Here is a 24,979-nt window from a genome sequence, read left to right on the forward strand (position 1 = left end):
TCAAAACGCGATTGCGAAACCCGTGGTAACAGCCTCCGCACACGACGATCTTTTCGAGCCGGATCACAGCCAGGTGGTTGTGTTCCGCGACGTCGGTGTGGGCTATGAAGGGGCCGGGCATACCGGGCACGATCCTGAGCATTACATACTGAAAGACTTGAATTTTACGCTGTCGTCGGGGTCGTTTCACTTTCTGACCGGGCCGTCGGGGGCGGGTAAGACGTCGCTTTTGCGTCTGATCTATCAGGCTCAGAAACCTTCTGTGGGCGAGATCAGCCTGTTCGGCGAAAGGCTTAACCCCAGCGACCGCAAACAGACCGCCGAGATGCGTCGCCGCATCGGCATTGTGTTTCAGGATTTTCGTCTGCTGGAGCACCTCGATGTGTTCGATAATGCCGCCCTGCCCCTGTTCGTGCGCGGCGAAGACCCGCGGCGATTCGAAGCCGATGTCATCGAGCTACTGACCTGGGTGGGGCTGAAAACCCGCCTGCACGCCATGCCGGATGTGCTGTCGGGCGGCGAAAAACAGCGGCTGGCCATTGCGCGCGCCGTCATCAACCGCCCGACCCTGATTCTGGCCGATGAGCCCACGGGCAATATCGACCACGCCATGGGCCTGCGCATCATGCGGCTCTTTATCGAGCTGAACCGGTTGGGGGCGACGGTGCTGATCGCTACACACGACGAAGCGCTGATCCGCGCCTCCGGTATGCCGGTACTGGAGCTGCGCGACGGGCGGCTGTTCCGGCGCGACCTGACCCAGACGGTGAGGGGGGCGACATGACCGCCGGGAAACGTCTGCGCCGTCGCGATCTGCTGCCCGATCAGGATACGCGCGAAGTGTCGCTGCACTATGTGATCGCCGTGCTGTTCTTTCTGGCCGCCCTGTCGGCCCTGATCGCCCTGGCTTCGAATCGCGCGGCGTCGGGCTGGTCGCGGGAAATCCGCGCCGAGGTAACGGTGCAGGTGCGCCCGACAGGCCTCGAAAGCGGCTCGGTGGCGGCGGCCCGCGCCGCCGAGGTGCTGGCCGGGGTGCCGGGCGTCAAGGAGGCCGCCGCCATCGAACCGGCGCGCGCCAAGGCCCTGATCAAGCCGTGGCTGGGCGATGCGGTGCTTGAGGACCTGCCACTGCCTAATCTGGTGGAGGTGCGACTGGATGAGGCGAAACCGGCGAAGGCCGCCGCCCTGTCGGAGGCGCTGTCTGAAAAGGAAATCGACGCCACTATCGACGACCATTCGACCTGGCTTCAGGATATTGAAACCTCTGCCCTGATTATTCGCCTGATTTCGCTGGGGATATTTCTGCTGATCGCCAGCGCGGCGGCGGCGGTGGTGGGCTTTGCCACACGGGCCGGTTTGATGGCGCGCGCCAACATGGTCGAGGTCTTAAGCCTGTGCGGCGCGACGGACAGCTTTATCGCCGGACGGTTTCAGTTCCGCTTCGCGCGCATGGCTGCGATTTCGGGTCTCTTGGGCGGCGTGGCGGCGGGGCTGGTCATGGTGGTGATCAAGTTCACCGGATCGTCGCAGAGCCTGTTGCTGGCTTTGCCCTTTTCGTGGCTCGACCTCGTCGTTTTGTTACCCTGTCCGTTGCTGGCCGCCTTGATTGCCGCGGGAACCGCGCGTATCGTAACCCTGAAGATGCTGGGGAAAAGCTGATGCGCCGCCTTATGGCCGTGGTTTTGGTGGTTGGACTGTGGCTGGCGGGGCTGTACGCCTTCGCGGATCGCGTCATCCATTCGACACCCGCCGCTGAACCCGAAGAGGCGGCCGACGCCATTGTCGTCCTGACCGGGGCGTCGGACATGCGTATTAAGGAAGGGATGCGTTTGCTGGAACGGCGCAAGGGCGCGCGGATGCTCATTTCCGGCGTCAACCGCGAGGTGAAGCGCGAGGAATTGCTGCCGGTCACCGAAGGTTCCAAAAAGCTCTACGAATGCTGTGTCGATCTCGGTTACGAGGCGCAGACCACGCTCGGCAACGCCTATGAGGTGGCCGAATGGGCCAAGGCCAAGGGGTTTGACGATCTGATCGTGGTCACCTCCGATTACCACATGCCGCGCAGCCTGCTGGAGATCAAGGCGGCGTTGCCGGGGGTCAAGCTGCACGCCTATCCGGTAGCGACCCCGACGCTGGATGCGCGCGCCTGGTGGAAGTCCTGGCGCAGTTCGCGGGTGCTGATCATCGAATACAGCAAATATCTGGCCATACTGGCGCGTGACATCGTTTCGAACTTCACCGGTTCGGGCAAAAACAATGAGACCGGAGCCGAGGCTTCGGCGGAAGGTTCGGCCTCTTGAATTTCCTGCGTTCTATCGTTTTCGTCGTCTGGCTTTACGGCCTGGTCGTGATCGTCGGCCTGTTGGGCACGCCCTTCGTGCTTGTGTCGCGGCGGCTGAGTATGCAGATCGTCAAGCTGTGGGCGCATCTGGTGCTGTTTGGCCTGCGCTATATCTGCGGCGTGAAGGTCGAATTTCGCGGGCTGGAACACCGTCCGAAAGGGGCGGCCCTCATCGCGGGCAAGCACCTCAGCATGCTCGATACGATTGCGCCCTTTGTCGTGCTGGACGATCCCTGTTTTGTCCTGAAGAAGGAACTGACCTGGCTGCCCTTCTTCGGCCTCTACATCTGGCGCACGCGCATGATCCCTATTCGTCGCAAGGACGCCGCCAAGGCCCTGCGCGCCATGGTCACCGACGCCCGCGACCGGCTGGAAAACGCGCGTCAGATCCTGATTTTTGCCGAAGGGACGCGCTCCGAAGTCGGGCAGGACCCGGAATATAAGCCGGGCGTGGCCGCGCTGTACCGCGATCTGGCCTTTCCCTGCCACCTGCTGGCCACCAATTCCGGTCAGTGCTGGCCCGCGCACGGCATTGTCCGCACGCCGGGGACGGTGGTGTTTGAATTCCTGCCGCCTGTCCCCGCCGGGATGAAGCGCGGCGAATTTATGAGCGAGATCAAGGCGCGCATCGAGGGGGCGTCCAACGCCCTGATTGCGGAAAACCGCCCGTCTTGAACATGATGCCTTAAACACAAAAACGCCGGACAGGCAGATCCTTGTCCGGCGCGTGTGTGTCTATGTGCGCGTGCCTATTTGCACTTCTTCTTGCAGTCAATCCAGGCGGCCCGGCATTTCTCCTCTGCCGTGCCGGCCTTCTGACAGGCCTGATAGGTATCGTTGCACTTTTTGCGGCAATCGGTCTGAGCATAGACCGAGCCGGTCAGTAAAGACGATGCCGCGATCGCAGCGACTGCGATCTTCCCGATGATTTTCATTGGACGCCTCCCTTGGCGATTTTTTCCCAATTTCACGTGCCTTAACCCGATTTCGAGCGGCACTTTTTCGCTCTGACCGATGTGGGGCAATCGGCCATTGGTTAACACTTTATCCCAAATTCGGGATTCGCCAAGAGGGAGAATAACATCGGTATGACTCTACCGATCAGTGTGCGGCGACCATAGTCAGCAGGCCGAGCGTCAGGCCGAGGTTTTCAGCACGGACGGTCTCACGGCTTTTCAAATTCCTGAACGATCTTCAGCGCCGAAATCTGCATGACCAGTTCGGCATTCTTATCCAGTTCGCCGGTGTCGTCGATGCGCATCTGGGTCAGCTTGCGCTGGGCGTCGCTGTCGCTGACGCGAGCCAGATACAACAGCTCTTCCTTGCTGAGATTTTGCGCGTGGCCGCGCGCCGTCAGCAGAAGAATCTTGTCCCCCAGCTCGGTGGACACGGTCGCCACTATGGTCGCCAGACGGTAGCGGTCGCTTTCGTTGAGGCTGTTGACGTCGATATATTTGCCGACCTCGCCGATGATCAGGCGCATATGCACTTCACCGACAAAGTGGCGGATAATGGCTTCGGTGCCGTCGATTTCCAGCAACTGATGCGCCAGCTCGACGCGCTCGGCAAAATCGCCGGCGGGCTTGGCCGGGCCAACCGGGCCGACATCCTGCGCCGTGGCCATGACCACGGGCGGCGGGCTTTCGATCATATCGACCGACGGGGCGATTTCACCGGTCGGCTGGGCCACCGGGGCGGGGTTGATCCTGGCCTGAACCGATGGCGCGGCTACCGGCGGTGCCGCCTTCACGGGCTGTGCCGGTGCCGGATTGTCGGCCGCCGGGCTCTGTTGCGGTTCAGGCGCCGGGATCGGCGGGTTCACCCGCTTTTGCACGGGTTTGGGCGCAACCACGATGCGCGCCCCGGGTTCGCGTTCCGGCTCCCGCGCCTGCGCGCTCACCGCCGCCGTCAGCCCCAGAAGGCACACACCGGCCACCATGCGTTTCAAATACACCACAAAAACCCCCATCTACCCTTGCCCTGACTCTTTCGGTTAACCCGAAATGGCTTCCTTGAACGTCTTGATGATCTTGATCACCGCTTCGACCATGTAGCTTTGGATTTGCTGGGCATTGGCGTCAGGATTGGCGAACTTGCTGGCGTTGTATTTGGCCGCGACCGGGCCCGAATTGGCGCTGATCAGGGTCAGGATTTCTTCTTCGGTAAAATTGGCGGACTGGGCGGCGGCAATCTGGTCGATAATGCTGACCTCGGCCTCTTTCAGCACCCGATCGGCGATCTGATTGAACTTTAGCTCATCGGCGGGGCTCAGCGACTTCGCCCCCTTGCGCTCCAGAATGACCAGTCGCACAGCGGCCTTGGTATTGGCCATGATCATATGCACGTTCTTGCTGGTGCCGTTGGTGTCCATCAACTGCTTATAAAGCGCGATGCGACGGCTCTTGCGCGCGGCCGCGGCCTTGTCTTCCGGCGAAACCGTGGCGGCCGCCGTACCTTCGAGGCGCGGAGCCATGCCGATCAAGGTCGGATCCAGCTCGATCTTCGGGGCCAGGGGCGCTTCGGGGGTGACGAAAGACCCTTGCAGCGAGGGGGGCACGACCGGCTGCGCCGAAGGTTTCTGCCCCGGGGTGGTCATCGCCGTCGTCTGGGCCACAGCCGCCGGGCTCAGCCCCTGAGCGCACAAAACCGTCCCCGCGATCAGCAGCCCGGACGTCAGAACACGCATGTACGACATTTTATACCCCCAAGCGCCCGAAACCACTCAGGCCTTGGCAGGGACGTTAACCAATTCCCGGGCGGGTGGCAACGGGGGAATCGCCTTGCGCGAAACAGCCGTCTCCCGGATGTGATGTCCGGGAGACGAAAGGGCTGTATTCACGGCACTCAGATCAGCGCGCCGTGGCAGTGCTTGAACTTCTTGCCTGAACCGCAGGGGCACAGCCCGTTGCGCGAGGTGCTTTCCCAACCGGCAGGCAGGGCCGAGACGGGCAGGGCGGCGCGCTGTTCCGGCGTCAGGTCGTCGCTCAGTTGCGGGGCGCGTTCGTTTTCACCGGTCAGCGGGTTGAGGTGGATTTCCTCAAACCGCACGGGTTCTGGCTCCGGCTGACCCTGGAAGCGGATTTCCACGGTCATCAGCCAGCGCGTCACATTGTGGCGCAGGTTGACCAGCAGGGTCTCGAACAGGGCGAAGGCCTCGGTCTTGTATTCGTTCAGCGGGTCGCGCTGACCGTAGCCGCGCAGACCGATGACGGCGCGCAGGTGATCGAGGTGCATCAGGTGCTCGCGCCACTGCATGTCGATCATTTGCAGCAGGAAGTTCTTTTCCAGCGCCTTCATCTGATCGGGGCCCAAAAGCTGGAGGCGTTCCTCCATCTTTTGCGCGGCGATGGTCTGGATACGCTCTTCGATTTCCTCGTTGGCGATACCTTCTTCGGCGGCCCAGTCTTCCAGCGGCAGGTCGAGACCCAGCAGGCGCTCGCACTGTTCCTTCAGCCCGGCAATATCCCACTGCTCGGCATAGGCCTTGGGCGGCAGGTGACGGTCCACAAGGTCGCGGATCGTCTCTTCGCGCATTTCAGAGACGATTTCCGACAGGTCTTCGGTGTCCATGAATTCCTGACGCTGCTCGAAGACGGCCTTGCGCTGGTCATTGACCACGTCGTCGTATTTCAGCAGGTTCTTGCGGATTTCATAGTTGCGTTGCTCGACGCGCTTCTGGGCGGTGGCGATGGCCGAGTTGAGCAGCTTGTGCGTGATGGCTTCGCCCTCTTCGACGCCCAGAGTCTTCATCATGGCGTTGAGACGGTCACCGGCGAAGATGCGCATCAGATCATCTTCGCAGGACAAATAGAATTTCGAGGTGCCGGGATCGCCCTGACGACCGGTACGGCCGCGCAACTGGTTGTCGATACGGCGGCTTTCGTGGCGCTCGGTGCCGAGCACGAACAGACCACCGGCGGCCAGCGATTTCAGCTTGAGGTCGGCGATCTGCGCCTCGACCTCAGCCTTCTTGGCCAGAAGTTGCTCGTTGGACACGTCCACACCGGCTTCGGCCTGCTCTTCCACCCATTTCTGCACCCGCAGATCGACATTGCCGCCCAATTGAATGTCGGTACCGCGACCGGCCATGTTGGTGGCGATGGTCACCGCGCCGGGCACGCCGGCGTCCGCGATGATATAGGCTTCGTTTTCGTGGTGACGGGCGTTCAGCACATTGTGCGGAATACCCTTGCCCGATCCGCGCACCACGTCGTAGGCGGCATCCCCCAGCTTGGCCAGCTCCTTTTTGTCGAGCTTGGCATATTCCGGCTTCACGGCCCTGGTTTCGATGTCGTAGGCATAGGTCTTGAGGAAGTCCGACAGGGCGTCCGACTTTTCGATCGAGGCGGTACCGACAAGGATCGGCTGACCGCGCACATAGCAGTCGGCGACCTGATCGGCGATGGCCTTGAACTTTTCGCGCTCGGTGCGATAGACCTCATCGTCATAGTCGATACGCTTGATGGGACGGTGCGTCGGGACTTCGAGCACGTCCATCTTGTAGATATCGCCGAATTCCGCCGCTTCGGTCGCCGCCGTACCGGTCATGCCCGACAGCTTCTGATACATGCGGAAATAGTTCTGGATGGTCACTGAGGCCAGGGTCTGGTTTTCCGGCTGGATGGCGACGGCTTCCTTGGCTTCGATGGCCTGATGCAGGCCTTCGGACAGGCGGCGGCCCTGCATCATGCGGCCGGTAAATTCGTCGATCAGGACGATTTCGCCATCCTTGACGATATAGTCCTTATTGACCGTGTAGAGGGTGTTGGCGCGCAAAGCCTGATTGGCGTGGTGCACCAGAGAGACGTTGGCCGCGTCGTAAAGCCCGGCCGTGTCTTCGGCCAGATGCCCGCCCGCCGTCAGCATTTCTTCGAGGCGCTCGGAGCCCGCTTCCGACAGCAGGACCTGACGCTGCTTTTCGTCCAGCTCGAAGGTGTCCGGGTCCTGGATCAGTTCCTTGATCAGGGCGTCCAGCACCTTATACAGTTCCGAACGGTCTTCGGTCGGGCCGGAGATGATCAGCGGGGTCCGCGCTTCGTCGATGAGGATGGAGTCCACTTCATCGACAATCGCATAGTGGTGGCCGCGCTGCACCATTTCCTCGCGGTTATAGACGAGGTTGTCGCGCAGGTAGTCGAAGCCGAATTCGTTATTGGTGCCGTAGGTGACGTCGGAGGCATAGGCCGCCTTGCGCGCGCCCGGCGACATGCCCGACACGATGACGCCGGTGGACAGGCCGAGGAAGCGATAGACGCGGCCCATGAAGTCGGCGTCGCGCTTGGCCAGATAGTCGTTGACGGTGATCAGGTGCACGCCCTTGCCCGTCAGCGCATTGAGATAGACGGGCGCGGTCCCGACCAGCGTCTTGCCTTCGCCGGTCCGCATTTCGGCGATGCCGCCCTGATGCAGGATCAGGCCGCCGGTCAGCTGAACGTCGTAGTGACGCTGACCGATGGAGCGCCAGGCCGCTTCGCGCACCGTGGCGAAGGCCTCTTCCAGCAGCGAATCGAGCGAGGCGCCATTGGCAATGCGTTCGCGGAAGAGGACGGTCTGATGCGCCAGCTCCTCATTGCTCATCGCCTTCATCCGGGGTTCCAGCGCATTGATGCGGGCGATACGCCCGTTCATCGACTTGACCTTGCGCTCGTTAGCGGAGCCGAACAGAGATTTGGCGAAAGCCAGCATGAGATACCCGACGATTAGATTTCAATATTTTGTCCTGTCCGCCTTGGTCGGACACACCTGTTTGGAGAATATCAAGGTGTCACGGTTATGGCGTAATAGGGCAAATAGGCGTGAGCCGGCGCTTTTCAAGCGCGGGGACTGACTTAGGCTTGCGCTTGCGATCTGTCAATGTAAGTTGGTCGCACAGAATAGCGGGGATGCTTTCGGTATGCAGCGTTGGATGAAGCTCAGGCAGTTGGCGGCGGTGGCCCTTGTGACTCTGACGATTGCAGGGTGCGACAAACCGACCCTCGATGAGCGCCCGCCGGAGCCGGGCGATGTCGCCGTGGCCCGTATCGACGGCCATACCATCTGGGCGTCCGACGTGCGCTATGAGGCGGTTCAGCAGGGTCTGATCGGCGATGGCGAACCCTTCGATCTGGCGTCGCCCCTGTTTCGCCGCACGCTGGAAGAGGTGATCGACCAGAAGCTGCTGGCGCAGGCGGCGCTTAAAAAAGGCATTGACCGGACCGAACTGGCGCAGCGGCGCATCGCGGCGGCGCGTGAGGACATTCTGGGTCACATGCTGCTGGAACAGAGCGTCGATGCGGCCATCGACGACAAGAAGGTCAAGGACCTCTACGAAGAACAGGTCAAGCTGGCGCAGAAGTCCGAGGAAATCCGCGCCCGCCTGATCCTCGTCAAGACGCGCCCGGAAGCCGACAATATCCTGCGCCAGCTTCAGAGCGGCAGCCTGTTCGAGGCCATGGCCATGGAACGCTCCATTGATCAGGCGACGCGCTTCAATGGCGGCGATATGGGCTATTTCACCACCGACGTTATCCCGGAAAGCTATCGCGCCACGCTGATGACGGCCAAGCCGGGTCAGGTGGCCGGGCCGGTGCAGATCGACGGCGGCTGGGCCGTGTTCAAGGTCGAGGAGCGCCGTCCGGAACAGCCGATGACGATTGAAGAAGCGCGTCCGGGTATCGTGTCGGCGCTCAAGCTGGAGCAGGTGCGCGGCCTGCTGGGCGGCTTGCGCGATGGGGCGCGCGTTGAATTTCTGGTCAAGGGTCTGAGCAGCAGCGAAGACCGTGAACCGGCCTCGGCCCCGGCGGGGGCAGCTCAGGCCAGCGCCAGTGCCAGTGAGGCGGGCGACGATGTCGGCGAAGGTCCGGAAAAGGCCTCGACCTCGGCCTCATCGGCCGCTTCGCGCGCAGCGGCGAAAAAGTAAGCCCCGAACCTCTGCACAAAAGCCTTCACAGCGTCATGATTTGGGGCTAAGCCGCGCACTTTGATGTCCCCTTCACTGGAGCTGCGCGCCATGACCAAGCCGCCGTCGCCGACCGGCAAAACGCCCGATACCTCTGCCGCGGCCTCCGGTCAGGAACGCGGTCAGGTGAACCCGCTGGGGGCGGCGCTTGATCCGCTGGCCAATGCGCTGAAAAAGGCCGTGCAGACCGGGGCCGAACTGGTTGGCGTGCATACGGCCGCAACCGCTGAGCCCGCCAAACCGGCGACCGGTAAGCCGGGGCTGGCCGTGTCGCCGCTGGCCGTCGATCTGCCGCCCATTCCGCCGGTGGGTGGCGTCGATATCGCCATTGCCCGCGCCGGTTTTTACAAGCACGTCCGTCCTGATCTGCTGGTGATGAAGTTCGCCGAAGGCACCACGGCAGCGGGCGTCTTCACGCGGCATAGTATCGGTTCGGCCCCGGTCGATTGGTGCAAGAAGCAACTGGCTGCCAATGAAGGCAATGAAATCCGCGCGCTGGTCTGCAATGCGGGCTGTGCCAATGCTTTTACGGGTAAGCTGGGGGCGGATGCCGCGCGCCGCACGGCGGCGGCCCTGGCCCGGCGGCTCGATTGCCGTCAACGCGACATTATGCTGGCCTCGACCGGCGTGATCGGCGTGGTGCTGGACGATGCCAAGATCGCCGCGCAACTGCCGCTGATCGAAGAGTCGTTCAAGGCCGATGCTTGGCACGCGGCGGCTCAGGCCATCATGACCACCGACACCTTCCCCAAGGGCGCTTACGAAACCGCCCTGATCGACGGCGTAGAGGTTAAGATCGCCGGTATCGCCAAGGGGTCGGGCATGATCGCGCCGGACATGGCGACCATGCTGGCCTTTATCGTCACGGACGCGACCCTCTCTGCAGGTGTGCTGCAATCCCTGCTGGGGCTTTATACGCGCACCACCTTCAACAGCGTGACGGTCGATGGCGATACCTCGACCAACGACACGGCGCTTTTGTTTGCTACGGGCGCGGCGGGGGCCCCGAAGATCAGCCGCGCGGGTGATAAGCGTCTGGCCGACTTCCGCGACAAGCTGGAAAAGGTCATGCACAGCCTCGCCACCCAGCTTATCCGCGACGGTGAAGGCGCGACCAAGTTCGTCAAGGTCACGGTGACGGGGGCCTCCTCACCGGCGTCGGCGCGCAAGATCGCCAAGTCGATCGCCGAAAGCCCGCTGTGCAAGACCGCCTGGGCCGGCGAAGATGCCAACTGGGGCCGCATCGTCATGGCGGTGGGCAAGACCGAGGAAGAGGTGGACCGCGACCACCTCGCCATCCGTTTCGGGGAGCTTGTGGCCGCCGAACACGGCGCCGTGTCGCTGACCTATGACGAGGCGGCGATGAGCGCCTATATGAAGAAACAGGAGCTGGAAATCAGCGTCGATGTCGGCGTCGGCCGCGCCTCGGCCCACGTCTATACCTGCGACCTGACGCATCGGTATATCAGCATTAATGGTGACTATCGCAGCTAATCTCCTCCCCTGCGAAGCGGGGGAGGTGCCGAGCCTGTCGAGGCGGAGGGGGCACGTCTATGAAAACCGTACTTGTCGTTGCGGCGGCCCTGATCGACAGTGACGGGCGGGTGCTGATCGCCCAGCGTCCGGAAGGCAAGTCGCTGGCCGGGCAGTGGGAGTTTCCCGGCGGCAAGGTCGAGCCCGGCGAAACTCCCGAAGCGGCGTTGATCCGTGAGCTTGAAGAAGAACTGGGTATTACGACCAGGGCCGCCTGTCTGGCCCCCTTCGTCTTTGCCTCGCATACCTATGAGACGTTTCACCTCTTGATGCCGCTGTATCTGATCCGCCGCTGGGAGGGCACGCCGCAGCCGAAGGAACACACAGCGCTGAAATGGGTGCGGCCCAAAGACATGCGCGACTATCCCATGCCCCCGGCAGACCTGCCGCTGGTGGCGTACCTGAATGATTTTATTTGACGGTTTCTCCGCAGATCAGAGTCCCTCCCCTGATTTCAGGGGAGGTGGCTGCGAATGAAATGAGCAGACGGTGGGGTTAATACTGCCGCTTTTAACCCCACCGCCTTTTGTCGCTAATGCTCCAAAATCCACCTCCCCTAAAATTAGGGGAGGAACTGTTTCAGAGTTTCCCCTCTTTCACCCCCAGCGCATCGGCCAGACGTACCTTGGCGGAGCCCGGACGCAGTGGCTTTTGCTGGCTTTCGTGCGGGGTCCAGCCGGACAGGGTGATGATCTCGAACGTGGCGCGCACGCCGCCTTCCGGGTGCGGATAGCGTTCGGCGTAAAGTTCAAATGCCCGGCTGAGGATGGCGCGGCTCAGCCCCTTGTGCGGGCGGTCGAACAGGATGTTGGTTTCCCCCATGGCCCGCAGATCGCGCAGCAGGCTGAGCGGGTGGGCGTAGCTGACCACCACCTTGTCTGTATCGACGACGGGCATGTTGAACCCGGCGCGGCGCAGCAAATCCACGCAGTCCGGCCCTTCGGCAAAGGGGGCGACGCGCGCCCCCGTCCCGCCGCGGATTTCCAGTTCGGCCTCCATCAGCACACGGCGCAGCTCGTGCAGGGTCTCGCCGCCGAATTGCGAGGCGATCAGCAGGCCGTCGGGCCGCAGGGCGCGGCGCAACTGCACCAGCACGCCGGGCAGGTCGTTGGTGGTGTGAAAAGCCAGAGACGACACCACCAGATCGAGCGTGTCATCGCCAAAGGGCAGGGCCTCTTCGTCTAGCACGACGGCGGGGCGATGGCGGGCCGACAGGTCGCTTTCGATCAGATAGCCGATCTTGGCGGCCACCTCCGGCGTCCCGGCCAAAAGTTCGGCAAAGCGGCCATCGCGGCGGCCGATCTCCAGCGCCACGTCGAAGCGGCGGTTAATGGCCGCAAGCGTGTCGATCATGTCCTCGGCGCTGCGCCGTTTCAGGAAGTTGGCTGTGGTGAAATCGCCCGCCGTGCGGTCGAGGCGGTGACGCAACAGTTGACGATCGAAGAGGCGCGGTGTTGTCATGCTGTGCAGATATCGCGCATCCCGGAAAGTGTGAAGCGGTTTTCGGGCCAAGATGCGCGACAGCTTAAACGGGGTGGGGATGCGGCTGTCCATAGACGGGCTGAAAACGTGGGTGGCGGAACAGGCGCTCATGCCGCGTCTGCGCGAAGGCGGGACCCGCCTGTTGGATGCGCTTTATCCGCGTCAGGCGCTCAATCACGACCCCGATCTGCGGAATTCAGCGGGGGTAAAAGACGCGGTGCAGGCCGGCGGCCTAACGGCGGACGACTGGAGCGCCATTCGCTTCCTGACGGGGCAGGGCTGCGACATGTGCGCCCGCCCGTTTGAAGGCGGGGTGTTTCTGGGGGCCGGGGCGCTTTGTGAGGGCTGCACGCAAAAGCCGTTCCCGTTTCGCCGTGGCCGCGCCGCCTGTCTTTATACCGAGGCTTCGAAGGGCCTGATTCTGGCGTTCAAACACGCGGACCGGCTCGATCTGCGGCCCATCCTGTCGGGCTGGCTGTCGCGGGCCGGGGCCGAGCTGATGGAGAAGGTCGATGTGATCGTGCCCGTGCCCCTGCACTGGCGCAGGCTGTTTCAGCGCCGCTATAATCAGGCGGCGGAGCTGGCCCGGCCTCTGGCGCGGCAGTATCAGAAGGACTTTGTGCCCGACGCCCTGATCCGACAGCGCGCCACTTCGGTGCAGTTCAGCCGCGCCCGCACGGCCAGAGGCCGCCGCGAAGATCGTTTTGAGAATGTGAAGGGGGCCTTTGTGGTAACGGCCTCCGGCGCGCGGCGTTTGCGCGGACGGCGGGTGCTGCTGGTCGATGATGTTTTCACCTCCGGTGCTACGCTCACGGCCTGCGCCAAGGCTCTGCGCGAGGCCGGGGTGCGTGAGGTCGATGTGCTGGTGCTGGCGCGCGCCGTGCCGGCGGCGGAGGTCTAATCCTTATACCTCCCCAGCAAGCTGGGGAGGTATGAAGAGGCATAACGACCTGTTATTCCCTGTCACGCGTCAGCCACAGGTCCGTCTTTAAAACTTGCAAACCCTTGCCTATATGATGGTTTGTGACAAGGTTGCGTTTTGACTGTGGACCCCCATGCCGAATATTGAAATCTATACCAAGCCCTATTGCCCCTATTGCGAGCGCGCCAAGGCGCTGCTGGACGCCAAGGGGGCTCCGTATAAGGAAATCGTTGCTTCGAACGATCCGGAACTGCGCAAGGAAATGAATGAGCGGTCGGGGCGCGCCACCTATCCGCAAATCTTCATTGACGGTCTGCACGTCGGTGGCTGCGATGATCTGGTGTCGCTCGATTCGCGCGGCGGTCTGGACCCTCTGCTGGCGGTATAGATGGCCCACGCCGCCCCCCTCAAAGTCGCCCTGCTGCAACTGAACACGCCCGCCGACCCGGTCCGGGCGTTCGATCACCTGAAGCCGCTCTATGAAACGGCCGTGGCCGCAGGGGGGCAGCTTATCCTGACGCCCGAATGTTCCAATCTGATGGAGCAGCGCAAGGACAGGAAGGCGCAGGTCGTTACCACGCTGGAGGCGGACGCCTGTGTGGCGGGCGTCAAGGCGCTGGCGGCGCGGTATCGCGTCCCGACGCTCTTGGGTTCGGCCATTTTCCGTTCGCCGGTCGCAGGCGAAGACCGGGCGGTCAACCGGACCGTCTTTTTCAACGAGGCTGGCGAAGAGGTCGCCTTTTACGACAAGATCCACCTGTTCGACGCCACCACGCCCAATGGCGAGGTCTATCGCGAGTCGGCGGGTGTCTGCGGCGGCGAACGGGCGGTGATTGCGCCGACGCCGTGGGGCGGGCTGGGCCTGACCATCTGCTACGATGTGCGCTTCGGCTATCTGCATCGCGCTCTGGCGCAGGGCGGGGCATCGATGATCGCGGTGCCGGCGGCCTTTACCGTGCCGACCGGGCAGGCGCACTGGGAGGTGCTGCTGCGCGCCCGTGCCATCGAAACCGGCTGTTTCGTCCTCGCTCCGGCGCAGGGCGGTCTGCACGAGGATGGCCGCAAGACCTGGGGCCATTCGATGATCATTAATCCGTGGGGTGAGGTCATGGCGCGGCTCGACCACGACCACCCGGCGGTGCTGATGGCCGAGATCGACCTGTCGGAGGTCGAACGCGCCCGCACGGCCATCCCTCAGTTGCAACACGACAGGACCTTTGTACGCGTATGATCCGGTATGCCCTCAAATGTGCGCATGAGCATGAGTTCGAGGCGTGGTTTTCCAATTCAGCCGCCTTTGACGAGCAGAAGACGCGGGCGCTGATCGAGTGTCCGCATTGCGGCAGCGCACAGGTAGAAAAGGCGATCATGGCCCCGATGGTGCGCACCTCCGAAGCCGTCGAGAGCCGTCAGTCGGATATGCGCAAGGCCGTGGCCGAGGCCATGCACCGCGTGCGCACGCATGTAGAGCAGAATTTCGACTATGTGGGCGACAGCTTTGCCCGCGAAGCCCGCGACATGCACGAAGGCCTGGCGCCGGAACGTCCTATCTATGGCGAGGCCAGCCGTGACGAGGTGCGTGAACTCATCGACGACGGTATCCCGGTCGCTCCCCTGCCGATTCCGGCGGGTGAAACGCCCAAGCCCAAGACGCTGAACTAATCTTCGCCTCGTGACGGCAGAACAGTCCGGCGGGATTAACGCTTTTTTGGCCGGGCTCTTGCATAAGGGGAGACGAAGGAGCCGTCATGAAACACCTTGCGCTGATCGCCATTCTGCTGACGACGCCCGCTGTGGCCGCGACACCGACGGTCAATCCGCTGTCGAAAGAGCCCTTCTATGCGGCTATCGTCCGGGATGCCGGTACGCTGAAGGCGCGCACGGTGCGTATGGCCCAAAGCCCGTCCCTGACGCTTCTGACCTCAGCCGGTTTCAAGACCTATGCGCGGGAGATCAGCACCCTGTCCGAGCGCAATCTGAAAGGCCATCTCGACCTCAAGGCGCGCGGCACGGACAATGACCTGAAATGCGTGCTGAAAGGGGTGTCGCTCGACCTGCCGCGCAAGCTGGCGGCCATCGAGGCAGCAAAGACACCGGATGCGCTCAAGGGCGCGCTGAACGACATGGCCTATCTGCTGGAAGACAATATCGAGGTGATCGTCACCCCGGCGACGGCGGATTCGGGGCTCGATTGCGTAATCGAGTTCGGCAATTCGTAGGGCTTTTTTGCCACGAAAAACACGAAAAGCTGGAAAAGGCTACGCTCATGTTGTGCCCGAAGGGCGGTTGTTTATCTTAGAGCGGATTTCGTTCAGGCTGAATCGAAATCCCGCTCTAACGCTTTGTTTTGTCGCGCATTTGATTCCGAAAACCGTTGCACACTTTTCAGAATACGCTCTAAGCACGCTCGGATGTTTCGCGCTTCGTCGTAGGTTCAGTCTGTAATTTTTTCCAGCTTTTCGTGTTTTTCGTGGCCCATTACTTCTTCAATACCGCAACCACATCTTTGGTGTTCAACAACTGCCCCAGCACCACCGGATCGGCAGAGTTGCGCCCATAATAGACATAGAGAGGCACGCCGGAACGCCCGTTCTGGCTGAGGTACTGCGAAATGGCCGCGTCCTGATTGGTCCAGTCGCCGACCATATAGACTGTACCACTCGATTTGACGGCATCGCGGAAGGCCTGCGTCTCAAACACCAGCCGTTCATTCACCTTGCACGTCACGCACCACGCAGCGGTCAGATTGATCAGAACCGGGGTGTTCTGCGCGCGCAGTTCGGCGATGCGGGCGGTCGAAAAAGCTTCGTGATCGACGGCTACCCGCACGGGCGTATCGGGCTTCTGCACGGCGGCGGTGGCCGCGACGGCCAGCGCCATGACGATGAAAACAGGCCGCAAAATACGCGGGCCCTTAGGCCACCACAGGCCGACCGTCAGGAGCGCACAGGCAAGTCCCAGCGCGAACAGGCCAAGGCCTGACACCTGCTGCGCAAAGACCCAGCCCATCCACAGGGCGGCGGCGTACATGGGGAGGGCGAGAATATGCCGCAAGCGGTCCATCCACGGGCCGGGCCGCGGCATACGGCTGGCCACCGCCGGGACGTAGGTGATCAGGAAGGTGAGGGCGACGACCGGCAGGGCAAAGCCCAGCCCAAGTGCGAGGAAGATGGCAAAGCTGACCACGCCCCCCTGCGCCAGGGCCACGCCGATGGCGGTGGCCATAAAGGGAGCCGTGCAGGGAGCGGCGACCACAACGGCCAGCACGCCGGTCAGCAGCGCCGTCACATCGGGATTGGCGACCGACAGACGCCCGCCCGCCAGTGATTGCAGGCCGGAGCCCACCTCGAACAGGCCCGACATGTTGAGCGCCACGGCCAGCAGCAGCAGCGAGAGACCCGCCGTCACCCACGGCGATTGCAACTGGAAGCCCCAGCCGAGCGCCGAACCGAGCCAGCTCAGCAACCCGCCCAAGGCCGCAAAGGTGAGAAGAATGCCGACGCCGTAGAACAGCGACTCACGGCGGCCGGCGGCACCCTCGTGCCCGGCTCTGGCCAGAGCCAGCAGCTTCATCGACAACACCGGAAACACGCAGGGCATCAGGTTGAGAATCATACCACCGACAAAGGCCAGACTCATCGCCGCGACCACCCCCATCAGGTTAATCGCCGGGCGCGCCTGTGGCGGTGCCCCGAGGCCCCTGGCAGCGGCGGGCGGCGTGCCTTCTGTGGCGCTGATCTGATAGGACCGGCCGGACGCGAAGCGGATCACCGCCTCAAACGGCGCTTCGGGCGATGCCTTGGTTTTCAGCGAGACCGTAAAGCCCTGCGGCCCCAGTTCGATCGCCTGTTTGGCCGACGGGTCGATCACGCCACCGCTCAGCGGAAACAGATAGGCCCCGCCGGGATGGGCAAAATCGTTGGCCGCGCTGGCGTCGCTCGGTGACAGCAGGCCGAGCGTCAGGGTATCGCCGGACACCGCGTAGCTCGCCTGTGCCTGTACCTTTTGCGGCAAGGCGGCGCGGGCGGCGCTGAAATCGGTGACCGGCTCAGGTTTTGGCGTCACTTTGAGATCGAACGTCAGATTGACCGTCTCTGGCACGCAGACCTTTTCGCAGACGAGAAAATCGACCTGTGCCCTGATCGGCAGCACGCCGTCCTTGAGCACCGAACCGTTGGTGAGCTTGGCCAGCAGTGCCGTTTCGCCGCTATAGCCGAAATTGGTCAGCCCCATATAGGGCTGCACTTCGGGGGTCGGGAAGACCAGTTCCGACACGGTGACGCCAGTGGGCAGGGTCCATGTGACCTTCGGGGCCAAGCCCGTATCGCCGGGGTTTTGCCAGTAGGTATGCCAGCCCTTGAGCGGCGTATGCCGGATGGCCAGCCACGTCTGACCGCCCGGTGTAACCGTCGTTTCGGCGATCAGTTCGGTCGTCAGGTGCGCCGTCTTGACCGGCGCGGCCTGAACGGCGGAGCCCAGCGCGATAAAGGCAAAAACGAAGGCAAGAAATCGGAACACGCGGCCACCCGAACAGTTGAAGCACGCCTTTATACGATCGAAAACGACGTCCTGTTTGAAAATTTCATCCCTTTTCGGCGCTTATGCAGAGGTGAAATTACAGATTCACATTCAGCTTGCGCGCCAGCGCCAGAACTTCGGAACGCAGCGAGCCATAGGAGGAGCCCATCAGCTTGCGGATAGCCTTGGACGCCTGTTCGCGGTCGAGCGACAGGATCATGCGCTTGACCTGACCGATGCCGGCGGGCGGCATGGACAGGCGGTTGAAGCCCAGCGCGATCAGCACGAAGGCCTCCAGCGGCTTGCCGGCGATTTCGCCGCAGACGGAAACCGGCGTACCCGAATCCTCGGCGGCCTTCTGGATGGTCGAAAGGGCACGGAGCATGGGCGGCGACAGCACGTCATAGCGATCCGACATGCGCGGATTGGTGCGGTCGGCGGCAAACAGGTACTGCGTCAGGTCATTGGTGCCGACGCTGGCGAAATCGACCATCGGCAGCAGGGCGTCGAGGTGGAACAAAAGCGACGGGCATTCGATCATTACGCCAACGCGCAACACCTGCGGCAGCGGTCGGCCGCGGCGGCGTGCCCACTGACATTCAATATCGACCAGTTCACGCGCCTGACGGAACTCATCGACCGAGGCCACCATGGGGAACATGATGCGCAGTTCGCGGCCTCGCGCGGCCGTGAGCAGGGCGCGCACCTGCATCCGCAGCAGGGCCGGGCGGTCCAGCCCCATGCGGATGGCGCGCCAGCCCAGCGCTGGGTTTTCCTCGCGCTCGGTCTCCATATAGGGCAGGATCTTGTCACCGCCGAGGTCGAGCGTGCGGAAGATGACCGGCTTGTCGCCTGCCGCGTCCATCACCCGCTCATAAAGCTCGGTCTGACGCTTCAGGCGCGGCAGGTCTTCGGAGACCATGAACTGAAACTCGGTACGGAACAGGCCGATGCCTTCCGCGCCCGTCTCGTGCATGATTTCGAGATCGAACTCCAGACCGGCATTCATCAGAAGCGCCACACGGTGGCCGTCGCGCGTCACCGCATCGACGTCTTTCAGCTTTTCGAACTCGGCCCGGCGGGCGGCCCGCATGTCCATGCGCGCGACGGCGGCCCCCAGAATATCGGGGCGGGGGCGTAAGTAGGCTTCGCCGGTTTCACCATCGACGACGACCTGATCGCCCTGATTGACCTTATCGCGCAGGCGGTCGAGCCGCCCAACGCACGGGATTTGTAACGCACGGGCGACAATGGCCGCGTGGTTGGCCGCCGAACCTTCTTCGAGCAAAATGCCTTTCAGCTTCTTGCGGTCGTATTCCAGCAGGTCCGCCGGGCCCAGATCGCGCGCCACCAGAATGGCATTGTCGGGGATTTCGCGGGCGACCGTATTGCGGCCCGCCAGCACGCGCAGCAGACGATTGCCGAGGTCTTCGAGGTCGTGCAGACGCTCGCGCATATAGGCGTCGCGGGCGTTGTTGAGCTTGGCGCGCTGCTCGTTGCGCACGCGCTCCACCGCCGCCTCGGCGGTCAGGCCGGAGCGCACCGCCTCGACCAGATTGCGCGTCCAGCCCCGGTCGTGGGCAAACATGCGATAGGTTTCGAGCACATCGAAGGTCGGCCCGGCCAGACCGTGCTGGCCTTCGAACATCTGATCAATCTGGTCGCGCAAGTCGCCGATGGCGGTCAGAAGCCGCGCCTCTTCGGCGATGGCGTCGTCCGACAGCAGGTGATCGGGCGTCACCGGCACCTCGTGCAGGATTACCGTGCCGATGGCCAGACCGTCGGCAAAGCTCGACCCCTTCAGGCGCTCCGGCCGCTGCGGCGCGATTTCGATGTCTTTCAGTTCATCGTCACTGACCAGGTCGCCGGCCACCATTTCGGCCAGCACCATGGCGATGATCTGAAGGTCCTCGACCTCATCCTCGCCATAGGTGCGCATGGCCATGTTCTGCACGACCAGCACGCCGATGGTGCGCCCGCCGCGCAGCAGCGGCACGCCGAGGAAGGAGTTATAGGGGTCTTCGCCCGTTTCCGGACGGTAGGAGAAGCTGGGGTGCGACGGCGCGTCGTTGAGGTTCAGCGGCTGCCCCGACCGGGCGACCTCGCCCACCAGACCTTCCGACAGACGCAGGCGCGTGTTGTGCACGGCTTCGCGGTTGAGGCCTTCGGTGGCGAACAGTTCCAGTTCTTCGGAGGTGCGGCGCAGATAGATGGAGCAGACTTCGGCAATCATCGAGCGGGCGATGATTTCCACCACGCGGTCCAGACGCGCCTGAGCCGAAGAGCCATCGGCCATGACTTCGCGGATCTGCCGCAGCAGACCGCGCTGACCGCGCGCACCCTGAACCAGACTTGGACTCAACGCTTCGGCTCCCCATACAACCGTGTGCCGTTTTCCCCATAATGGGAAACGTTTTCGCGGCTGTCTACAGAGGCTTGTCCCCTGAGACAAGTCACGAAGACTTTACGCGGTCACAACGCGGAAACAAATCGGCACAAACCCATAGAGCCCAAAGAAAAAAGCCGCGTACTCAAAGCACGCGGCCTTCTACCTTACCCGAACAGCGCTTACTGTCCGATCTTGTCCAGATCGTAGGCCGCGTGAAGGGCGCGCACGGCCAGTTCGGTATAGGCTTCGTCGATCAGGACCGAGATCTTGATTTCCGAGGTCGAGATGACCTGAATATTGATGCCCTTTTCCGACAGGGCGCGGAACATGGTTTCGGCGACCCCCGTGTGCGAGCGCATCCCGACGCCGACGATCGACACCTTGGCGACGTTTTCATCGACCTTGATGGCGTCAAAGCCGATTTCGGCTCGGGCGGCTTCCATGATTTCGGCGGCAGCCTTGGCGTCGCGGCGGCCGACGGTGAAGAGCTGGTTGGCGTATTCGCCGGAGCGCTTTTCCGACTGCACGATCATATCGACATTGATATTGGCCGCGGCCAGTTTCGAGAAGACCGCTGCGGAGACGCCGACCTTGTTCGGCAGGCCCAGAAGGGTGATCTTGGCTTCATCACGGCTGAAGGCCACGCCGGAAACAATATGCTTTTCCACGATTTCGTCCTCGTCGCACACGATGGTGCCCTGATCAGTATTTTCGCCCGGCTCCACGAAGGAAGACAGGACGCGCACCGGCACGCGCTGCCCCATGGCCAGTTCGACCGAGCGGGTTTGCAGCACCTTGGCCCCCAGCGACGCCATTTCCAGCATTTCCTCAAAGGAAATCTTCTTCAGGCGGCGGGCCTTGGATTCGACGCGCGGGTCGGTGGTATAGACGCCATCGACGTCGGTATAGATGTCGCAGCGGATGGCCTTGACCGCCGCCGCCACGGCGACCGCTGAGGTGTCCGAACCGCCGCGGCCCAGCGTGGTGATGCGGCCCGACTCGGTGACACCCTGAAAGCCCGGCACAACGACGATCTGACCGGCATCAAGCGCGGTTTCCAGCCTGGCCGGCGGGATGTCGAGGATGCGCGCCTTGCCATGCACGTCCGAGGTCAGGATCGGCACCTGCCAGCCCATCATCGAAAGGGCGTCATAGCCCATATTGCGCAGCGTCATGGCCAGAAGGCCGGCCGTCACCTGTTCGCCGGAAGCCACGACCACATCATATTCGTCGTCGCCTTCGGCACCCTTGCCTGTGGCCTTGCCCGCGCCATCGGTCCAGGCGACCAACTCGTTGGTCTTGCCCGACATGGCCGACACAACGACCGCGACGCGGTGACCGGCATCGTATTCAGCGGCCACCAGCCGGGCCGCCCTGCGGATGCGTTCGAGGTCGGCCATCGACGTGCCGCCGAACTTCATCACGAGACGAGTCATTAATCCGTCTTTCTCTTTAATACCAACGCCCGAAGATGCTGACGCATCCGGGCGTTAAAAAAACTCGCGAATGTCTTATATGTATCAAAGGCATAAGACATTCGCGAAACGAATACCAAGAGTCATTTTCAATGACCCTTGGTATAAGCAGTACAAGGATGTACGCAAAAATGCGCGCCCGCTTTACTGCCCGTGTGCGCGCCTGTGAAGCTTTTTTGCGAAAAAAGCGCATACGGACGCTGCTTTTTGCGCTATTCCCCTGCCCGGAGTGGCTGTTTTCGGAGCGTGACATGGCCAAAGCGGCAAAAAACCAAGCAAAATCAGTTGCAAATGAGACGGAATTGACCGCCGACGCCCCCGCCGGGCCGAGCATTGACGCCGAGGATGTGGCACGCTTTTCGGCTCTGGCGGCCAGGTGGTGGGACCCCAAGGGTGAGTTCGCCCCCCTGCACAAGTTCAATCCCAACCGTGTCCGCTTTATCCGCGACACCTGCGTCGATCACTTCCTGCGCGATCCGCGCGCGGTGGCGCCTTTTGGCGATTTGCGCCTGATCGACATTGGTTGTGGGGGCGGCCTGTTGTCCGAGCCGATGAAGCGCATGGGCTTTGACGTTACCGGTATCGACGCCTCGGAAAAGAATATCGGCACGGCGAAGGCCCATGCGGCTGAGGTCGGGCTCGATATCCGCTATCTGGCCCAGACGGTCGAGCAGGTAGTGGCGTCCAAAGAGTCCGGTTTTGATGTGGTGCTGACCATGGAGGTCATCGAACACGTCAATGACCCGGAAAGTTTCCTCAAGACGTGCGCCTCTCTGGTCAAGCCGGGCGGGTTGCTGTTCATCGCCACGCTGAACCGCACGCTGAAGGCCCACGCACTGGGCATTGTGGCCGCGGAATACGTGCTGCAATGGGTGCCGAAGGGCACGCACGACTGGAACAAGTTTCTCAAGCCCGAAGAGATCGAAGGCTTCCTTGAAGGCACCGGCCTGACGCCCGATCCGGCGGTGGGGGTGAGCTACAATCCCTTCACGGCGACCTGGGCCCTTTCAAACGATACCGCCGTCAACTATATGATCGTCGCCCGGCGGGATTTGTTGTAGTTCCGCACGCCGTCCCTTCCCCTCATCCCGGCCCTCTCCCCGTACACGGGGCGAGGGGGAATAAACATATGACCGACACTGACCTGACTCTTGTTTCCGCCTGGAAGGGTGCCCAGACCCGCCTGAAGGCCGCCCATATCGACTCGCCGGCCATCGACGCCCGGCTGCTGCTAGAGGCGGCGACCGGCTATACGCGCACCGATATCCTGACCGATCCGTACAAGCTGCTGACGGCGGAGCAGAAGGCGACGCTCGACGACTATCTGACTCGCCGCGAAAGGCGCGTGCCGGTGGCGCGTATTCTGGGCCGAAAGGGCTTCTGGAAGCTGCTGCTCGACCTGACGCCCGCCGTGCTGGTGCCGCGTCCGGAGACGGAGTGCATCGTCGATATGATCCTCAAGACGACGGAGGAGGGGCAGGCCTTCACGCTGGCCGACCTCGGCGTCGGCTCCGGGGCCATCCTGCTGTCGGTCCTGTCTGAGCGTCCGGCGGCCAAGGGGCTGGGCACCGACGTCTCCGAAGAGGCTTTGGCCGTGGCGCGCGACAATGCGGCCAATCTCGGCCTCGACGGGCGCGCGGCCTTCCTGCGCACCTCGTGGGGCGCGGGGCTCGCGGATGCCAGCTTCGATTTTGTCGCCTCCAATCCGCCCTATATCCGCAGCGAGGTCATCCCGACGCTTGACCCCGAAGTGCGCGACCACGACCCGCATCTGGCGCTCGATGGCGGCGAATCGGGCCTTGATGCCTATGTCGAGATGATCCCGGAAGCCTTCCGCATTCTCAAGGCCGGGGGCACGGCGTGGATGGAAATTGGCTATGATCAATCGGCCGCGGTCGAAGACCTGATGAAAAAGGCGGGCTTTTTCAACGTAGTGACCTTTAAGGACCTGTCCGACCTGCCGCGCATCGTCGTCGGTCAGAAGCTCGTCATGCAATAGATATACCGTTGAAATCCGCCTGTTTCCGAAAATTTCTCTTGGAAACGGGCGGGTTTGGCGCTAACAGTGAAAAGTCTCCTGCCATCGTGGACGGATTAACGGACGGTTTTAACCGCTTCCGGGATCATGCACAGACGAAAACGCTGTGCCCATAGGCGGAAACCTGAGCGCCTGCGTAGGGGGGCAAAGCCCGGTGCAGGCCACAGCGTGAACCCCTGAAAACGGCACAACCACACACGCACATCCGGCACTTCATTTAAGGCCCTGCGGCATTACAGCAAACAGGGCCTGCGGCACATAAACAGATTCGCCCCGCACCAGGTTCAGCGGGGCCTTGCCCTAAACGGTTACATCGCATGAAAGATTTTCGGGGTATGAAACGGCAACGCAGCCGTAATCGCAAGCCCTCTGGTAATCAGAACAACCCCAATCGCGCCTACGAATCGAACGGGCCGGACGGGGCGAAGGTGCGCGGCAACGCGCAGACCATCTACGAAAAGTATCAGCAACTGGCCCGCGACGCCAATTCGTCGGGCGACCGCGTGCTGGCCGAAAACTACCTCCAACACGCTGAGCACTATTTCCGCCTGATCCGTCAGATGCAGCCGCAGCGTCCGGTTTCGGAATTCCTTCAACGCGACCCGTTCTCGACGGGCTTCGATTTCGATGAGGACCTCGATACCGAGGTCGAGACGACCGAAACCGAGGGCGAAACCGCTGAGTCCGAGGGCAGCGAGGGCGATCAGCCGCGTTATGACAACCGCCGGGATCGCGACAGAGACCGTGACCGCAATCGCGACCGCGATCGTGACAGAGACCGGGACCGTGACAGAGATAGGGGCGAGCGCAATGACCGCGGTGACCGCGACCGTAATGGTGGCGACCGGGATCGCATCTATGCCGAGCGTGGCGAAAATGGTGACGACCGTCCGCGTCGCGAAAGCCGCCGTGAACGCTATGAGCGCCGTCGTCAGCAACGCCTGAGCGAGCAGGAGGTTTCCGTGACCTCCGGTCCGATCGCCTCCACCGAACCGCTCAACGGCGGGTCTGCGCCGGCCGAAGTGGCGGGCTTTGACGTGGTCACCCCGCAAGCGGCCCCGATCACGCCCGCGCCCGAAGCGCCTGTGGCCGAGGCTCAGCCGGAAGCCCGTGGCCGTGGCCGTCGTCGTGCGGTCGAAAGCGACGCCGCTGCCGACACCAACCACCTGCCGGCCTTCCTGCGCGCCCCGGTGCCGGTGGCCGCCGCCGAAGTCCCGGAAACGGTAGCGGAAGAGGGCGAAGCGCCCAAGCGTCGCACCCGCCGCAAGAAGTCGGAAGAGGCCGAGGCGTAACCCACCGCGTCACGTTTCACGATCACAAGCGCTCCGGACCTTCCGGGGCGCT

General features: G+C 62.7%; 23 protein-coding genes. 15 read left to right on the top strand and 8 right to left on the bottom strand.

The features are described from left to right. The first annotated feature begins 22 nt into the window (after positions 1-22). From AACH73_RS11810 to AACH73_RS11825, 4 genes are read left to right on the top strand one after another with little or no spacing between them, the layout of a single operon-like run. Positions 23-784 carry an ATP-binding cassette domain-containing protein gene (locus AACH73_RS11810; protein ID WP_272742287.1) on the top strand — a complete coding sequence of 254 codons (762 nt, stop codon included), beginning with the start codon at positions 23-25 and terminating at the stop codon, positions 782-784. Continuing rightward, the gene (locus AACH73_RS11815) at positions 781-1,659 is read left to right on the top strand and encodes an ABC transporter permease (protein WP_272742286.1); all 879 of its coding nucleotides are present in this window, start codon (positions 781-783) and stop codon (positions 1,657-1,659) included. The genes AACH73_RS11810 and AACH73_RS11815 overlap by 4 nt, the downstream gene beginning before the upstream one ends. Beyond that, on the top strand, positions 1,659-2,300 hold the full coding sequence (locus AACH73_RS11820; protein ID WP_272742285.1) for a YdcF family protein: 642 nt from the start codon (positions 1,659-1,661) through the stop codon (positions 2,298-2,300). Before AACH73_RS11815 ends, AACH73_RS11820 begins: the two co-directional genes overlap by 1 nt. Next, positions 2,297-3,016 carry a lysophospholipid acyltransferase family protein gene (locus tag AACH73_RS11825; protein WP_272742284.1) on the top strand — a complete coding sequence of 240 codons (720 nt, stop codon included), beginning with the start codon at positions 2,297-2,299 and terminating at the stop codon, positions 3,014-3,016. The genes AACH73_RS11820 and AACH73_RS11825 overlap by 4 nt, the downstream gene beginning before the upstream one ends. Before the next feature lie 74 nt (positions 3,017-3,090). Here AACH73_RS11825 and AACH73_RS11830 read toward each other — a convergent pair whose 3' ends face one another. The 4 genes from AACH73_RS11830 to secA all read right to left on the bottom strand — a co-directional run bounded on the left by AACH73_RS11830 (position 3,091) and on the right by secA (position 8,026). Further along, the gene (locus AACH73_RS11830) at positions 3,091-3,276 is read right to left on the bottom strand and encodes a hypothetical protein (protein WP_272742283.1); all 186 of its coding nucleotides are present in this window, start codon (positions 3,274-3,276) and stop codon (positions 3,091-3,093) included. Positions 3,277-3,506: 230 nt separating this feature from the next. After that, complete coding sequence (locus tag AACH73_RS11835) at positions 3,507-4,298, bottom strand: hypothetical protein (protein WP_338736035.1); 792 nt, start codon at positions 4,296-4,298, stop codon at positions 3,507-3,509. Between the two features lie 36 nt (positions 4,299-4,334). Continuing rightward, positions 4,335-5,036 carry a hypothetical protein gene (locus AACH73_RS11840; RefSeq protein ID WP_272742281.1) on the bottom strand — a complete coding sequence of 234 codons (702 nt, stop codon included), beginning with the start codon at positions 5,034-5,036 and terminating at the stop codon, positions 4,335-4,337. Positions 5,037-5,185: 149 nt separating this feature from the next. Continuing rightward, on the bottom strand, positions 5,186-8,026 hold the full coding sequence (gene secA, locus AACH73_RS11845; RefSeq protein ID WP_272742280.1) for a preprotein translocase subunit SecA: 2,841 nt from the start codon (positions 8,024-8,026) through the stop codon (positions 5,186-5,188). A gap of 208 nt (positions 8,027-8,234) precedes the next feature. On the opposite strand from secA, the gene AACH73_RS11850 reads away from it, so the two are divergent. From AACH73_RS11850 to mutT, 3 genes are all read left to right on the top strand, one after another. Further along, entirely contained in the window at positions 8,235-9,239 is a 1,005-nt protein-coding gene (locus AACH73_RS11850; protein WP_272742279.1) for a peptidylprolyl isomerase, read from the top strand. 90 nt (positions 9,240-9,329) lie between these two features. Continuing rightward, positions 9,330-10,772 (top strand): bifunctional glutamate N-acetyltransferase/amino-acid acetyltransferase ArgJ, encoded by a 1,443-nt coding sequence (argJ, locus tag AACH73_RS11855; protein WP_272742278.1) that lies wholly within the window; start codon positions 9,330-9,332, stop codon positions 10,770-10,772. A gap of 59 nt (positions 10,773-10,831) precedes the next feature. After that, positions 10,832-11,230 carry an 8-oxo-dGTP diphosphatase MutT gene (gene mutT / locus AACH73_RS11860; RefSeq protein ID WP_272742277.1) on the top strand — a complete coding sequence of 133 codons (399 nt, stop codon included), beginning with the start codon at positions 10,832-10,834 and terminating at the stop codon, positions 11,228-11,230. 160 nt (positions 11,231-11,390) lie between these two features. Here mutT and AACH73_RS11865 read toward each other — a convergent pair whose 3' ends face one another. After that, positions 11,391-12,272, bottom strand: coding sequence for a methyltransferase domain-containing protein (locus AACH73_RS11865; RefSeq protein ID WP_338736036.1), 882 nt, complete (start codon positions 12,270-12,272; stop codon positions 11,391-11,393). A 52-nt stretch (positions 12,273-12,324) separates the two neighbouring features. On the opposite strand from AACH73_RS11865, the gene AACH73_RS11870 reads away from it, so the two are divergent. The 5 genes from AACH73_RS11870 (at position 12,325) to AACH73_RS11890 (ending at position 15,434) form a co-directional block, all read left to right on the top strand. Continuing rightward, a complete protein-coding gene (locus AACH73_RS11870) occupies positions 12,325-13,194 on the top strand; it encodes a ComF family protein (protein WP_272742275.1) in 870 nt (289 codons plus the stop codon). A 154-nt stretch (positions 13,195-13,348) separates the two neighbouring features. Next, positions 13,349-13,603, top strand: coding sequence for a glutaredoxin 3 (gene grxC, locus AACH73_RS11875; RefSeq protein WP_272742274.1), 255 nt, complete (start codon positions 13,349-13,351; stop codon positions 13,601-13,603). Next, complete coding sequence (locus AACH73_RS11880; RefSeq protein ID WP_338736037.1) at positions 13,604-14,446, top strand: carbon-nitrogen hydrolase family protein; 843 nt, start codon at positions 13,604-13,606, stop codon at positions 14,444-14,446. Then, positions 14,443-14,877: a DUF1178 family protein gene (locus AACH73_RS11885; RefSeq protein ID WP_272742272.1), complete on the top strand. Its 435-nt coding sequence runs from the start codon at positions 14,443-14,445 to the stop codon at positions 14,875-14,877. The genes AACH73_RS11880 and AACH73_RS11885 overlap by 4 nt, the downstream gene beginning before the upstream one ends. 86 nt (positions 14,878-14,963) lie before the next feature. After that, on the top strand, positions 14,964-15,434 hold the full coding sequence (locus tag AACH73_RS11890) for a hypothetical protein (RefSeq protein ID WP_272742271.1): 471 nt from the start codon (positions 14,964-14,966) through the stop codon (positions 15,432-15,434). 259 nt (positions 15,435-15,693) lie between these two features. Here AACH73_RS11890 and AACH73_RS11895 read toward each other — a convergent pair whose 3' ends face one another. The 3 genes from AACH73_RS11895 to AACH73_RS11905 all read right to left on the bottom strand — a co-directional run bounded on the left by AACH73_RS11895 (position 15,694) and on the right by AACH73_RS11905 (position 21,558). Beyond that, complete coding sequence (locus AACH73_RS11895; protein WP_338736038.1) at positions 15,694-17,733, bottom strand: protein-disulfide reductase DsbD domain-containing protein; 2,040 nt, start codon at positions 17,731-17,733, stop codon at positions 15,694-15,696. A 97-nt stretch (positions 17,734-17,830) separates the two neighbouring features. Further along, complete coding sequence (ptsP, locus tag AACH73_RS11900; RefSeq protein ID WP_272742345.1) at positions 17,831-20,029, bottom strand: phosphoenolpyruvate--protein phosphotransferase; 2,199 nt, start codon at positions 20,027-20,029, stop codon at positions 17,831-17,833. Between the two features lie 272 nt (positions 20,030-20,301). Next, positions 20,302-21,558 carry an aspartate kinase gene (locus tag AACH73_RS11905; protein ID WP_272742269.1) on the bottom strand — a complete coding sequence of 419 codons (1,257 nt, stop codon included), beginning with the start codon at positions 21,556-21,558 and terminating at the stop codon, positions 20,302-20,304. Between the two features lie 290 nt (positions 21,559-21,848). Between AACH73_RS11905 and ubiG the strand changes: the two genes are divergently transcribed. From ubiG to AACH73_RS11920, 3 genes are all read left to right on the top strand, one after another. Beyond that, a complete protein-coding gene (gene ubiG, locus AACH73_RS11910) occupies positions 21,849-22,658 on the top strand; it encodes a bifunctional 2-polyprenyl-6-hydroxyphenol methylase/3-demethylubiquinol 3-O-methyltransferase UbiG (RefSeq protein WP_272742268.1) in 810 nt (269 codons plus the stop codon). Positions 22,659-22,726: 68 nt separating this feature from the next. Continuing rightward, positions 22,727-23,596 carry a peptide chain release factor N(5)-glutamine methyltransferase gene (gene prmC, locus AACH73_RS11915; protein WP_338736039.1) on the top strand — a complete coding sequence of 290 codons (870 nt, stop codon included), beginning with the start codon at positions 22,727-22,729 and terminating at the stop codon, positions 23,594-23,596. A 374-nt stretch (positions 23,597-23,970) separates the two neighbouring features. Next, a complete protein-coding gene (locus AACH73_RS11920; protein ID WP_338736040.1) occupies positions 23,971-24,927 on the top strand; it encodes a DUF4167 domain-containing protein in 957 nt (318 codons plus the stop codon). Positions 24,928-24,979: the final 52 nt, after the last annotated feature.

Source organism: Asticcacaulis sp. DW145, assembly GCF_037101385.1.
Taxonomy (GTDB): Bacteria; Pseudomonadota; Alphaproteobacteria; order Caulobacterales; family Caulobacteraceae; genus Asticcacaulis; species Asticcacaulis currens.